At 63.8% G+C, this 12,341-nt stretch carries 11 protein-coding genes; 6 read left to right on the top strand and 5 right to left on the bottom strand.

Annotation, left to right across the window (positions count from 1 at the left end; all coding sequences use genetic code 11):
• Positions 1-159: 159 nt before the first annotated feature.
• Positions 160-1,167 (top strand): alcohol dehydrogenase catalytic domain-containing protein, encoded by a 1,008-nt coding sequence (locus M2337_RS01095; RefSeq protein ID WP_264571345.1) that lies wholly within the window; start codon positions 160-162, stop codon positions 1,165-1,167.
• 25 nt (positions 1,168-1,192) lie between these two features.
• Here M2337_RS01095 and M2337_RS01090 read toward each other — a convergent pair whose 3' ends face one another.
• Both M2337_RS01090 and M2337_RS01085 read right to left on the bottom strand, forming a co-directional pair.
• Positions 1,193-1,426: a hypothetical protein gene (locus M2337_RS01090; RefSeq protein WP_264571344.1), complete on the bottom strand. Its 234-nt coding sequence runs from the start codon at positions 1,424-1,426 to the stop codon at positions 1,193-1,195.
• Positions 1,427-1,584: 158 nt separating this feature from the next.
• The gene (locus M2337_RS01085) at positions 1,585-2,490 is read right to left on the bottom strand and encodes a LysR family transcriptional regulator (protein WP_264571343.1); all 906 of its coding nucleotides are present in this window, start codon (positions 2,488-2,490) and stop codon (positions 1,585-1,587) included.
• Positions 2,491-2,577: 87 nt separating this feature from the next.
• Here M2337_RS01085 and M2337_RS01080 point away from each other — a divergent pair, with 87 nt between their 5' ends.
• The 3 genes from M2337_RS01080 to M2337_RS01070 all read left to right on the top strand — a co-directional run bounded on the left by M2337_RS01080 (position 2,578) and on the right by M2337_RS01070 (position 5,274).
• Positions 2,578-3,612 (top strand): aldo/keto reductase, encoded by a 1,035-nt coding sequence (locus M2337_RS01080; protein WP_264571342.1) that lies wholly within the window; start codon positions 2,578-2,580, stop codon positions 3,610-3,612.
• Between the two features lie 14 nt (positions 3,613-3,626).
• Complete coding sequence (locus M2337_RS01075; protein WP_264571341.1) at positions 3,627-4,808, top strand: MFS transporter; 1,182 nt, start codon at positions 3,627-3,629, stop codon at positions 4,806-4,808.
• A gap of 115 nt (positions 4,809-4,923) precedes the next feature.
• Entirely contained in the window at positions 4,924-5,274 is a 351-nt protein-coding gene (locus M2337_RS01070) for a DUF2200 domain-containing protein (RefSeq protein WP_264571340.1), read from the top strand.
• 176 nt (positions 5,275-5,450) lie between these two features.
• Here the strand turns inward: M2337_RS01070 and M2337_RS01065 are convergent, their stop codons facing one another.
• Complete coding sequence (locus tag M2337_RS01065; protein ID WP_264571339.1) at positions 5,451-8,015, bottom strand: EAL domain-containing protein; 2,565 nt, start codon at positions 8,013-8,015, stop codon at positions 5,451-5,453.
• 184 nt (positions 8,016-8,199) lie between these two features.
• On the opposite strand from M2337_RS01065, the gene M2337_RS01060 reads away from it, so the two are divergent.
• A complete protein-coding gene (locus tag M2337_RS01060; protein WP_264571338.1) occupies positions 8,200-8,409 on the top strand; it encodes a hypothetical protein in 210 nt (69 codons plus the stop codon).
• Between the two features lies 1 nt (position 8,410).
• On the opposite strand, the gene M2337_RS01055 is transcribed toward M2337_RS01060, so the two are convergent.
• Together M2337_RS01055 and M2337_RS01050 are read right to left on the bottom strand one after the other, a co-directional pair.
• Complete coding sequence (locus M2337_RS01055) at positions 8,411-8,596, bottom strand: YbdD/YjiX family protein (RefSeq protein ID WP_264571337.1); 186 nt, start codon at positions 8,594-8,596, stop codon at positions 8,411-8,413.
• A complete protein-coding gene (locus tag M2337_RS01050; protein ID WP_264571336.1) occupies positions 8,593-10,641 on the bottom strand; it encodes a carbon starvation CstA family protein in 2,049 nt (682 codons plus the stop codon). Before M2337_RS01050 ends, M2337_RS01055 begins: the two co-directional genes overlap by 4 nt.
• A gap of 270 nt (positions 10,642-10,911) precedes the next feature.
• Here M2337_RS01050 and M2337_RS01045 point away from each other — a divergent pair, with 270 nt between their 5' ends.
• Complete coding sequence (locus M2337_RS01045; protein WP_264572308.1) at positions 10,912-11,892, top strand: MBL fold metallo-hydrolase; 981 nt, start codon at positions 10,912-10,914, stop codon at positions 11,890-11,892.
• Positions 11,893-12,341 lie beyond the last annotated feature (449 nt).

Raw genomic sequence — 12,341 nt, 5'->3', positions numbered from 1 at the left:
TCCCGAAATCTTCAAGAACAATGTGATCGAGCGCTGTCCGTTCCGGGCTTAGCGTTTAATTGGATACGAGCAGTCGGTTAGGCCGTGTCAGCATTGAGGCGGATCAGGTAGAGATCTCCCTCGGGCACGGGCCTCGGCGAGAGACGAAAGGGCATATTTGTGAAAGCCGTTATTTTCCAGGCGCTCCACACGCCGCTGGCGTTCGAGGATGTTCCTGATCCGACGCCGGGCGAGGGTGAACTGGTGGTCAAGGTCGGGCGCTGCGGGATTTGCGGCAGTGATCTGCATATGACCCAGGATGCCGCTTATGGATGCAAGCATGGCGATGTGCTGGGCCATGAGTTCGCCGGCGAAGTGGTGGCGCTGGGTCGGAACACGCAGGGGCGCAAGGTCGGCGAGCTCGTCTCGGTCATCCCGCTCAAAAGCTGCGGCGACTGCGAACATTGCCGCAAGGGCGAAGTGCAGTGGTGCGCGTCATTCGGGCTGCAGGGCGGCGGCTATGCCGAATATGCCGTCACCCGCCCGAACCAGTGCGTGCCCCTGCCTGCGGGGCTGACGCTGGTGGATGGCGCCATTATCGAGCCGCTGGCCGTAGCCCTGCACGGCGTGAACCTGTCGGGCCTGAAAACCGGTGACAAAGTGCTGGTGTTGGGCGCAGGGCCGATCGGGCTTGCGGTGGCCTTCTGGGCCAAGCGGCTCGGGGCCGCCAGGGTGGCAGTGCAGGATATCTCCACCGCGCAGCAGCAGCGCGCGCACGATATGGGCGCGGACGTGTTCGTGGTGGACCCGCAGAACCCGGTGGAAAGTGCCGTGCAGGGTCTGGGTGGCATGGCCGACATCGTCTTTGAATGCGTCGGCGTGCCCGGCCTGATCGCGCAAGCCGTGGACCAGGTGCGTCCGCGCGGCACGATCCTGCTGCTGGGCCTGTGCACCAAGCCGGACACGTTCAACTCCTTCACCATGCTCGGCAAGGAAGTGCGCCTCGTTACCTCAGCCTTCTTCACCGTGCATGAATATGAGGCCGCCCTTGCCGCGCTGGAGCAGGGCGCCATCGCGCCCCGGCTGATGGTCACCAGCACCATTGCGCTCGCTGAGACGCCCACGGTCTTCGAGGCCCTCAAACAGCGCGGCGAGCAGTGCAAGGTGCTGATCGCGCCGGGCGTCTAGGCCCTCGGCGCGCCCCTACGCAGCGTCAACGGTCAGCCATGAGGATGGGGTGGTTCTGGCGCAGTTCATCGAGCAGGCTCTCGACCTTTGCGATGTCGGAGGTCGAACCGGTCGCATCGACCATCCAGTTGCAATGGGGATGGGTCCTGAGATCGTAAATCCGGATCGGACCGACGACCTTGCGCCAGCGTTGGCGAGTGCCGCCATGGTCACGGACCAGTCGTGCAATGAGAATATCGGCCAGCTGAGATTGGGTCATGGCGCTGCCTATCTCTTGCGGCGCGGCCCGCGCAAGGAAGGAGTGAGCGCCTGATCCGCAGCGCTGTCCCGCATCATAGGCGCCATCGGCAACCAGTTTCCCCGGGGGGTGAGCACGAGCACAACGGTCGTCTCGTCCATCACGGCGACAGGCGCAACCTAACGTATGTGCTCGATCAGAAAGTCGACAAAGACCCGCACGCGGGCCGGAAGATTGGCGCCGCCGACGAACACCGCATTGATCTGCTCGACGTCACCGGGGTTGTAGTCTTCCAGCAGCGGCACGAGCGTGCCGTTGGCGATCTCCTGCGCGACGCTGAAGGCGCCAACACGTGCGATGCCGACGCCCTGCGCAGCGAGTTGACCGAGCGTTTCGCCATTATTGGCTTCAATGCTCCCCTTCATCGCCAGGGAGAACGCCTCCCCGTCGCGCATGAAGGGCCAGACTGGCTCACTGCGGCGAAAGTTGAAGTTCAGGCAATTGTGGCCATGCAGATCCTCCGGCACGCGCGGGGTCCCGGCCCCTGCCAGATAATCGGGTGAGGCGATGATGACGCGGCGGCTTTCACCCAGCTTGCGCGCAGTCAGGGCGCTGTCGGCGAGCGGACCGAAGCGGATCGCAACATCGGCCTGCCCCGCCGCGACATCGACCAGCGCATCAGTCAGCGCGATGTCGACCAGAATATGGGGATAAGCCTGCGCGAAGCGGCCGAGCAGCGGCACCACGCACAACCGCCCGTGCGACAGCGCTGCGCTGATCCGCAGGCGTCCGCGCGGCAGGCCCTGATCGGCGATCTGCTGCTCGCTATCGTCGAGATCGGCAAGGATGCGCCGTGCAGCCTGGAGATAGGCGAGGCCTTCCGCCGTCGGGGTGAGCGCCCGGGTCGAGCGGAGCAGGAGCCTGACGCCCAGTCGCGCCTCGATCCTGTCGACCGCGCGGCTCACCGCCGAGGGTGTCAAACCCACCGCGCGGCCGGCGGCGGAAAAACTGCCCCGATCGATCGCCGCGACGAATATCTCCATGGCACGCGCACGATCGCCACTCTCAATAACTTTTGCGTCCATAGCAAAGATCCTTGGCTCGAATGCGCACTACAACAGTGGGGCGCTGCGGTCCATTTATGAGTGGAAATCGCAATCGAAGGATCGAGCATGGATTATCGGCAACTAGGGCGCTCGGGTTTGCGCGTGTCGGCCCTGAGTTTCGGCGCCGGGACGTTCGGCGGCAAGGGGCCGTTGTTCAGCGCCTGGGGACAGAGCGACGCTGCCGAAGCGCGGCGGCTGGTCGATATCTGTCTCGATGCGGGCGTGACCCTGTTCGACACCGCCGACGTCTATTCGAACGGCGCGTCGGAAGAGGTGCTGGGGTCCGCAATCAAGGGGCGGCGCGACGCCCTGATGATCTCCACCAAGACCGGCCTGCCGATGGGCGAAGGGCCGCAGGATTGGGGCGCCTCACGGGCACGGCTGATCCGCGCAGTGGAGGATGCGTTGCGGCGTCTGGGCACGGATTATATCGACTTGCTGCAACTCCATGCGCTCGATGCGTCCACCCCGGCACAAGAGGTCATGGGCACGCTCGATATGCTGATTGCGGCGGGCAAGCTGCGCTATGCCGGTGTCTCCAACTATCCTGGCTGGCAGGTGATGAAGGCGCAGGCCGCGGCGGATCGCCATGGCTGGCCGCGCCTCGTCGCCCATCAGGTCTATTATTCGTTGATCGGGCGCGCCTATGAGTGGGATCTGATGCCGCTCGCCGCCGATCAGGGCATCGGCGCGCTGGTGTGGAGCCCGCTCGGCTGGGGACGGCTGACCGGGAAGATCGGGCGCGGCCGGCCGATCCCTCCGGGCAGTCGCCTGAATGAGACAGAGCAATTCGCGCCGCCGGTTGCGGAGGACCATCTCTATCGCGTGATCGACGTGCTGGAGGCGGTTGCAGCCGAAACCGGCAGATCAGTACCGCAGGTCGCGATCAATTGGCTGCTCGGGCGGCCGACCGTGTCCTCCGTCATCATCGGCGCCCGGAATGAGGCCCAGTTGCGTGAAAATCTGGGCGCGGTCGGGTGGGCTCTGACGCCGGAACAGATTGCCGCGCTGGATGCGGCCAGCGCCGTCATGCCGCCCTATCCGCATACGCCCTACCGCCAGCAGGACGGCTTTGCCCTGCTCAATCCCCCCATGGTCTGACGGGAGTGAATCCTTTGAAACTGAATCCCGGCATCATCGCACTGGCGATCGGTGCGTTCGGCATCGGCGTGACCGAGTTCGCACCCATGGGTCTGCTCCCGGTCATCGCCGGCGATCTTGGCGTGTCGATCCCGACCGCCGGCCTGCTCATCAGCGCCTATGCGTTCGGCGTGATGTTGGGTGCGCCTTTGATGACCCTGACCACTGGCCGGGTGCCGCGCCGCACGCTGCTCATTGCGCTCGCCGGCATCTTCACGCTCGGCAACCTGTTGGCTGCGATCTCGACCGGATACGGGATGCTGCTGGCGGCGCGGCTCGTCACCTCGCTCAACCACGGCGCGTTCTTCGGTGTCGGGGCGATCGTGGCCGCGGGCCTGGTTCCGCCAGAGCGCAAGGCTGGCGCGGTCGCGGCAATGTTCATGGGGCTGACCATCGCCAATGTCGTCGGCGTCCCGCTCGCGACCTGGGCGGGCGAGCATCTGGGTTGGCGGATGTCGTTCTGGGGGATGGCCGGACTGGGCGTCGCCACCATCGCCGCGCTGCGGCTGACCCTGCCGATCTTGCCTGCACCCCAAGGCGGCAATGCCGTTGCCGAGCTGCGCGTGCTGAAGCGCGGCCCGGTGCTCGCCGCCTTGGCGCTGACCGTGATCGGATCGAGCGCCATGTTCACCGTATTCACCTATATCGCGCCCATCCTGCGTGCAGAAACGCATGCGTCACTCGGCTTCGTGACGGCGATGCTGGTGACCTATGGCGTCGGGCTCACGGTGGGCAACTGGCTGGGCGGCATCTTCGCGGATCGCTCGGTCGATCGCACATTGATGGTGACGCTCGCCGGGCTGGCGCTGGTGCTGGTTGCGTTCGCGGTCCTGATGCCCTTCGCCGCGCCAACCGCCATCCTGATCTTTCTCTGGGGCGTCGCAAGTTTCGCGCTCGTTCCGCCGCTTCAGGTCCGGGTGATGGCTGCCGCAGCGGATGCGCCCAATCTGGCGTCGGCCGTCAACATCGGTGCCTTCAACCTCGGCAACGCGATCGGCGCCGCCATCGGTGGCGGTGTGATCGCTGCGGGACTTGGCTATCGCGCCGTCGCCCTGGCAGGGGCCGGCGCCGCAGTCATCGGCCTGATCGCCGTCGTGGCCGCGGTGTGGACATCGCAGGCCCCTCAACGTCAGGAACCGAAAATTTGCGATGCTTGAACGGTGTTGAGACGCAACCACCTCTCTGCCACGGAACGGTCATTCCGGCGCGAGCACTTGCTTATCGCCGGTCCTCTATTCATGCTTCGAGGACGATCATGTGATGGAGCGGCCGATGGCGGGGCATCGTATCTATTCAGTCAGTGTCGCAAGCGTCTATCCTCTCTATGTCGCCAAGGCAGCCAAGAAGGGGCGCACAAAGGAAGAGGTGGACGAGATCTTGCGCTGGCTGACGGGGCACAGCCAAGAGTCCCTCGATAGCGTGCTGGCCGCCGGCACCTCATTCGAGGACTTCTTTGCAACCGCCCCTTGCATGAACCCCGCGCGTTCCCTGATCACCGGCGTTGTCTGCGGAGTGCGCGTCGAGACGATCGAGGAGGGCACCATGCGCGAAATCCGCTATCTCGATAAACTGATCGACGAACTCGCAAGGGGCAGGGGGATGGAAAAGATCCTGCGCGCATAGCACCTATCGCGACTGCGGCCGGGTCAGCAGTGCGCCGATATGGCCGCACTTCGCTTGGCCGACGCCAACCATCTCCCAAGGCAAGCGCCAGTCCGAGCTGGATTGAGCGCGGGCCGTAAGAACTCTCGCCATAATAGGTGGCCCGCACGGACGCCGACCGCGATTGGAGAGAGAAGTTACGCCATTCTGAAAGCTTTGGTCTCGAAATCGGGACTGTGCGTCAGCATCTGGCGCAATGTGCGCGCACCGACTGGCTTGCTCAATAAATAGCCTTGCAGGTGCGTGCAGCCGCTTTCAATCAGGAGACGCACTTGTTCTTCAGTCTCGATGCCCTCCGCCACGATGCCCATGTCCAGCGCACGGCCAAGGCCAACCACCGCCTGCACGATTGCCTTTGCCGCGCGGGACGTGGCGATCTCATCCACGAATGATTTATCGATCTTGACCTTGTCGAATGTGAAGCGCTGAAAGTAGCTGAGGGAAGAGTATCCCACTCCAAAATCGTCGATCAGGATTTGAATACCGAGTGCGCGCAGCTCCTCCAGCTGCTTGAAGGTTCGTTCAACGTCCCGGATGACGAGGCCTTCTGTGACTTCGAGCTGGACGCGGTCGGCACGAATGCCGGAATCATCCATGGCGCGCCGGACTGTTTCGACAAGCCGCCCCGAAATAAACTGCATGGGGGAAAGGTTGATGGCGACACGCACATGTTCGGGCCAGTCTTGCGCGTCACGACAAGCGCGGCGCAGCAGTTGTTCGCCCAAGCGATCGATCAACCCACATTCCTCCGCGAGGGATATGAAGATGTCAGGGCGGATCGGCCCGCGCTCGGGATGTGTCCAGCGGGCCAGCGCTTCGGCGCTGGTGATCTGGCCGGAGTTTGCGGAGAGGACGGGTTGATAGGCGAGTTCGATCCTGTCTTTCTCGATGGCTTCGCGTAATTCGGTCTCCAGCTTCCGGCGATCCTGCGCTGCGGCGTCCATCTCGGCATTGAAGAAGCAGGCTTTGCCCCTTCCCATCTGCTTGGCGCGATAAAGCGCCAGATCGACATTCTCCCGAAGCTGCTCGGTTGTCAGACCATCTTCAGGCATGAGCACAATGCCGATGGAGGCGCCGACATGTGCGACCACACGATCGGTCAGGAACGGCTTGCAGATACTCATCAGAACAGCCGAAGCGACGTCGTCGGCACGTTCGCGCAATCGCGCGCCAGTAAGGATGGCGATGAATTCGTCTCCGCCGATACGCGCCACCCACCCTTGGGCGGGAACCGCGCTCCGGAGCCTGTCACCAACCTGTGAGAGAACCACGTCGCCTACCGGGTGCCCGAACTGGTCGTTGACCGCCTTGAACCGGTCAAGATCGATGCTGAGCATCGCAAAAGGCTCGCCTGCCCGGACGAGACGGTGAAGTTTGTCGGTGAAGCTCGCCCGATTGAGCAGTCCGGTGAGGGCGTCATAATGTGCCAGGCGGAGAACTTCCGCCTCCGCCAGTCGCGTTGCGGTCACGTCTTCAGATATACCAAGGAGATATTGCCCCGGCCGGTCCGGACCGTCGATCAGGGTGCGGGTCGTCCGCAAATGGACAGACTCGCCATCTTCGCGGACAAACTCGCTTTCGAAGATCGTGGCCGAAGGCGACGCGATCGACTCATTGTCGCGTCGCTCGTAATCTTCCCCATAATCGGGAAAAAGATCCTTGTCGGTTTGTCCGATGATATCGCGGGCGGGACGACCGATAGCAACCTCACCGGCGCGATTGATCATCAGATATTGGCGCGTTTGCGTGTCCTTCACGAACAGCATCGCAGGCAGGTTCGTCACGACTGTATCCAGAAACGCCTGGGTCTGCTCGCGCTCCCGTTCCAAAACCTTGCGCGCGCTGATGTCTCGAATGATTGCCGCGAAGCCGCCCTCCGGCGGTCCTGCGCCCCAACGGGCTAAGGACAGTTCTACCGGGAACTCGCTGCCATCTGCCCGCCCGCCTACGAGCTCAACGAACGTTCCGACAATTCTGGTGGCACCGCCCGCGGCGGCCCGCGCGAAAATGTCCCGATGACCTTCTGCAAGGCGCGGCGGGATGATGATCTCGACATTCCTGCCGAGAGCCTCGTCACGCGCATGACCAAACATGCGTTCGGCGGCCGGATTCCAGTAGACAATCGTTCCGTGGCGATCGGCCGCGAGCACCGCGTCCGAAGTCGCGTCAACCACCCTCGCGGCGATCTCTCCCATGTTCCGGAAGCGTCGGGACTCGATCAGGTCGGTCGCAAGCTTGGCTAAATCCCGGAGCACAGCTTCCTGCGGCGCGGTCAGCCCATCACGAGCGGTGGGATCGAACACACATAAAGTGCCGAGACAGTGCCCCGAACTCACGATCAGGGGGATGCCGGCATAAAAGCGTATTCCGCTCTCTTGCGTTACGAGCGGGTTAGAGCTGAACCGATCATCCTGCGTGGCATCTGGAACCACGAGGAGGCCGCGCGAAGCGACGGCGTGAGTGCAGAAAGCGATGTTCCGGGGTGTTTCAGAAAATGGGATACCGTGCCGCGATTTGAACCATTGCCTCTCTTCGTCGATGAGGCTGATCGCGGAGCTCGCAACACCCAGCGCGGCGGCAGCCAGCCGGGTAATCTCGTCAAAGTCGCGCTCGGGCGGGGTATCGAGAATCTCCAGTTTGTGGAGAGCAGACAGTCGGTCAACCTCGCTGAAAGCGGGAGGTGGCGTGTGGGAGCGGTCCATCGAACTGGTATGGCGAAATGGGTTTACAGAGTCGTAAATTACAGTTGTCGAGCCGACTGACGAAGGTGGCGGGCGTGATCGCAGCCAGTCACGGCAAGAGCGATGGAGGAAGCCGCACCGTTGAACGCGCGCGCGGAACTGGCTCCTGCGGCCTCCGTTTCCCAAGCAGAAACGGAGAAGACACATGGAAGAACACAACCCTCGACAAAAGCCGGAACGGGATCGGTCCATGCCGGACGGCCGGCCCGAGCCGTCCAACCCCTCGGTCGTCCCGAACACCGATAAGCCACAAGGTCGCGAGCGCGATTATATTGAGGATGGCCAGCGAAAGGCCGAGCGCGACGAAAAGCAGATGCGGGATGCAGGCTTTGGCTCCGAGATAGGCGCCGAATAACCTAGCAGCACTTGCCTCCGCCAGCGCCCCCATAGCGCGCCTGCTCACGGTTACGGAAAAACTCGGTCCGCGTCATCGGTTTGGCCTGCGGATGGTGACGCGCCATATGGGCCAGATAGGCCTCATAAGGCGGTTGCCCGACCATCAGGCGCGCGGTGGCGCGCAGCCGGTGCCACAGGCCGCTCATTCCGCAGGGACCATCTGGGCCGGGGCTTCATGCGCCGTCGGCTCGGGATTGCGCAGGCTCGCCAGACAGGTCCGGATGGTGAAGAAGAGCAGCGAGAGCACGACAGCGACGAACAGCGCGCAAAGGCCGGCATCGATCCGATCATTGAAGATAATGGCGTTCATCTCAGCCATCGATTTCGCCGGGGCCAGAACTTCGCCCCGCGCGGCGGCATCCGAAAAGCGCCGGGCATGCGCGAGGAAGCCGACGGCCGGATCGCTCGACAGGAGCTTGAGCGCGCCGGCGCTCAGCGTGCAGACCAGCAGCCAGAGTGTGGGCACCACCGTCACCCAGGCGAAGCGGTGCTGCTTCATGCGGAACAGAACCACGGTAGAAAGCATCAGCGCGACGGCCGCCAGCATCTGGTTGGAGATGCCGAACACCGGCCAGAGCGTGTTCACCCCGCCCAGCGGATCCGTGACGCCTTGATAGAGGAAGAAGCCCCAGCAGGCCACGCACAGCCCGGTCGCGATCACCCCCGGCAGCAGGGCGTTGCCCGCGCGGAATGAGGGGACGGCAAGGCCGATCAGATCCTGCAGCATGAAGCGGCCGGCGCGCGTCCCGGCATCGACGGCCGTCAGGATGAACAGCGCCTCGAACAAGATGGCGAAATGATACCAGAACGCCTTCATCGCCGGCCCGCCGACGACATGGCTGAAAATCTCGGCCATGGCGACGGCGAGGGTCGGCGCGCCACCGGTTCGCGAGACGATGCTGTGCTCACCGACATCGCGGGCGGTCTGGGCCAATGTGTCGGCTGAGACCGGAAAGCCCATGGCGGTGACCGCGGCCGCTGCGCTCACGGGATCGCCGCCGGTGATCGCGGCCGGACTGTTCATCGCGAAATAGATGCCCGGATCGAGGATCGAGGCGCCGACCAGCGCCATGATCGCCACGAACGCTTCCATCAGCATCGCGCCATAGCCGATAAAGGGCGCATCGGTTTCGGCCGCGATGAGCTTGGGCGTCGTGCCGCTGGAGATGAGCGCATGGAAGCCTGAGACGGCGCCGCAGGCGATGGTGATGAACAGGAAGGGGAAGAGGCCACCCGACCAGACCGGACCGCCCCCGCCGACGAACTGGGTCAGCGCCGGCATCCGCAGCGGCGGGGCCATGACGACGATGCCGATCGCCAGCGCCGCGATCGCGCCGATCTTGAGGAAGGTCGACAGATAATCGCGCGGCGCCAGCAGCAGCCACACCGGCAGGATGGAGGCGACGGCGCCATAGCCGATGAGGATCCAGCAGAGCTGCGTGGGCGTGAAGGTGAAGATCGGCCCCCAAACGGGGGAAGCGGCAACCGATTGCCCATACATGATGGCGAGTATCAGCCCCACGAAACCGAGCAGCGAGACCTCGCCAATGCGACCGGGGCGGATCCAGCGTGTGTAGATGCCCATCAGGAGGGCGAGGGGAATGGTGGCGGCGACGGTGAACATACCCCAGGGGCTCTCCGCCAGTGCGCGCACGACGATGAGGGCGAGCACCGCGAGGATGATGACCATGATCAGAAAGGCGCCGGCCAGCGCGATCGTGCCGGCGACCGGCCCCATCTCCATGCGGACCAGTTCACCGAGCGATTTTCCGTCGCGCCGCATCGAGATGAACAGCACCATGAAATCCTGGACCGCGCCGGCCAGCACGACGCCGAAGATGATCCACAGCGTGCCGGGCAGATAGCCCATTTGCGCCGCGAGCACCGGGCCGACCAGCGGGCCGGCGCCGGCAATGGCCGCGAAATGATGACCAAAGAGGACGCGGCGATCCGTGGGGACATAATCCAGCCCGTCACCCCGATACTGGGCCGGCGTGGCGCGAGCAGGATCGAGCCGCATGACGTGCCGGGCGATGTAGAGCGCATAATAACGATAGGCGACGAGGAAGATGCTGACCGCGGCGATGACGATCCAGAGCGCGTTGACCGCCTCGCCGCGTGCCGTGGCGACGATGCCGAGACAGACGGCGCCGATGATCGCGAGGATGATCCAGAAAATATGCTTCACCATGTCGGCCCCTAACATTCCATCCTGGATTCGCCGCAATGCCCACTGCGCGCATCATTGCCGTAGGCATCACATACACGTTTTCCAAGCCTGCCCCGCCAGCTTTCGCGGGCGTGACAGCGTAACAGCACCCATCAGGCAGGTGCCGTGCCGTCGCGTTCTCCGGAGGTTCCGAGTAAACGGCCTTCGGTGTGCCAGCCAGCCCAAGCCGGACTTGATCTGCCAGAGGCGAACGCCATTTGAGTGGCGCCGGATAGGGAGTCGGTGAACCACATGCCGAAGAACCGCTACTATAACGGCCCCGTCACCGATCATTTCGACGGTCTCCGCTTTCACAATTTGCGCGACGAACCAGAGACGGACCGCTCACTGCGGGACGTGATGCGTTGGAAGCGCAACGTCCCCGATAATCCCTGGCCCAAGTCGGTCGCGGTGAAGCCTGTCGCGCCGGACGAAAGGGTCGACGGCCTGCGTGTGACGATGGTTGGCCATGCCACCCTGTTGATCCAGATCGGGGGCTACAATCTCGTCACAGACCCCGTTTGGTCCGATCGCGCCAGCCCGCTCTCGTTCGCCGGGCCTCGACGCATCTGCGCGCCCGGCGTTGCGCTGGCGGACCTTCCCCCGCTCGACGCCGTTTTGCTCTCCCACAATCACTACGATCATCTCGACATCGCGACGCTCAAGGCGCTTCACAGTCGTCACCATCCGCTGATCGTCACGCCGCTGGGCAACGACCATATCGTCCGCAAGCACATTCCAGCCGCCCGCTTTGGCGTGGGAGACTGGGGCGACAGCATCGAGGTTGCGCCGGGCCTCGAGGTGCATATCGTGCCCGCACTCCACTGGTCGTCGCGCGGATGGCGCGACCGGCGCATGGCCTTGTGGGCGGGCTTCGTGATCGAGGCGGCCGGCAGGCTCGTCTACTTCGCCGGCGATACCGGCTATGGCACTGGCGGCATCTTTCGGCGGATGCGCGACCGTTTCGGCGCCATGGACCTCGCGATCATCCCGATCGGGGCCTATGATCCGCGCTGGTTCATGGCCACCCAGCACACCGATCCGGAGGAAGCGATCCAGATCATGCTGGACCTTGAAGCACGAGCCGCCATCGGCATGCACTGGGGCGCCTTCAAGCTCACCGACGAGCCATGGGACGAACCCCGGACGCGCTTGCAGGCCGGTCTGGTCGCGAAAGGGATCGATCCCACCTGCTTTCCGGCGCTCCGGGCGGGAGAAACTCGAGACCTGTGATGGGGGGCTGTCGAACGCTACAGCACACGCCCTGTCCTTGGGGGTGCTGATATCAGGCCGTGGGCGGAGTCAGAAAGCTACACGTTTCGCCAATTGCTGAGGCCTGCGCGATTCACCAAGCGCTACTCAGCGCTCGGCCTGTAGACCTCAACATGCAAGGCGAATGCGGAGTTCAATTCGTCAACGACGCCGTAAGGAGTATTGACCTGAGAGCTTTGAGCGTGACCGCACGTTGGACAGTTCGACTGCTGGCGTGAGCCACCCGCAGTCTATGGACCTATGGGTCGATCACGCCCCCATAGTGGTCATTCGTTGGGTGGAAACCATGCCTCGGGTCCTAAGGGAGCCTTGCCGAGCTGACCTTGGCTGTACCCCGTTCGAATGCGGATTGCGGGTCCCTGAACATGGTCGACCGGATATGATCGCCGCCCGACAGCTTGCCGCCCAGA

The sequence above is a fragment of the Sphingobium sp. B2D3A genome, assembly GCF_025961795.1.
Taxonomy (GTDB): Bacteria; Pseudomonadota; Alphaproteobacteria; order Sphingomonadales; family Sphingomonadaceae; genus Sphingobium.
This window is presented reverse-complemented; position numbering and strand designations above follow the sequence as displayed.

Coding starts and splice junctions, on each gene's coding strand:
- M2337_RS01045 (WP_264572308.1), top strand. CDS start 10,912: ATGCCGAAGAACCGCTACTATAACGGCCCCGTCACCGATCATTTCGAC.
- M2337_RS01060 (WP_264571338.1), top strand. CDS start 8,200: ATGGAAGAACACAACCCTCGACAAAAGCCGGAACGGGATCGGTCCATG.
- M2337_RS01070 (WP_264571340.1), top strand. CDS start 4,924: ATGGCGGGGCATCGTATCTATTCAGTCAGTGTCGCAAGCGTCTATCCT.
- M2337_RS01090 (WP_264571344.1), bottom strand. CDS start 1,426: ATGACCCAATCTCAGCTGGCCGATATTCTCATTGCACGACTGGTCCGT.
- M2337_RS01065 (WP_264571339.1), bottom strand. CDS start 8,015: ATGGACCGCTCCCACACGCCACCTCCCGCTTTCAGCGAGGTTGACCGA.
- M2337_RS01055 (WP_264571337.1), bottom strand. CDS start 8,596: ATGAGCGGCCTGTGGCACCGGCTGCGCGCCACCGCGCGCCTGATGGTC.
- M2337_RS01085 (WP_264571343.1), bottom strand. CDS start 2,490: ATGGACGCAAAAGTTATTGAGAGTGGCGATCGTGCGCGTGCCATGGAG.
- M2337_RS01080 (WP_264571342.1), top strand. CDS start 2,578: ATGGATTATCGGCAACTAGGGCGCTCGGGTTTGCGCGTGTCGGCCCTG.
- M2337_RS01050 (WP_264571336.1), bottom strand. CDS start 10,641: ATGGTGAAGCATATTTTCTGGATCATCCTCGCGATCATCGGCGCCGTC.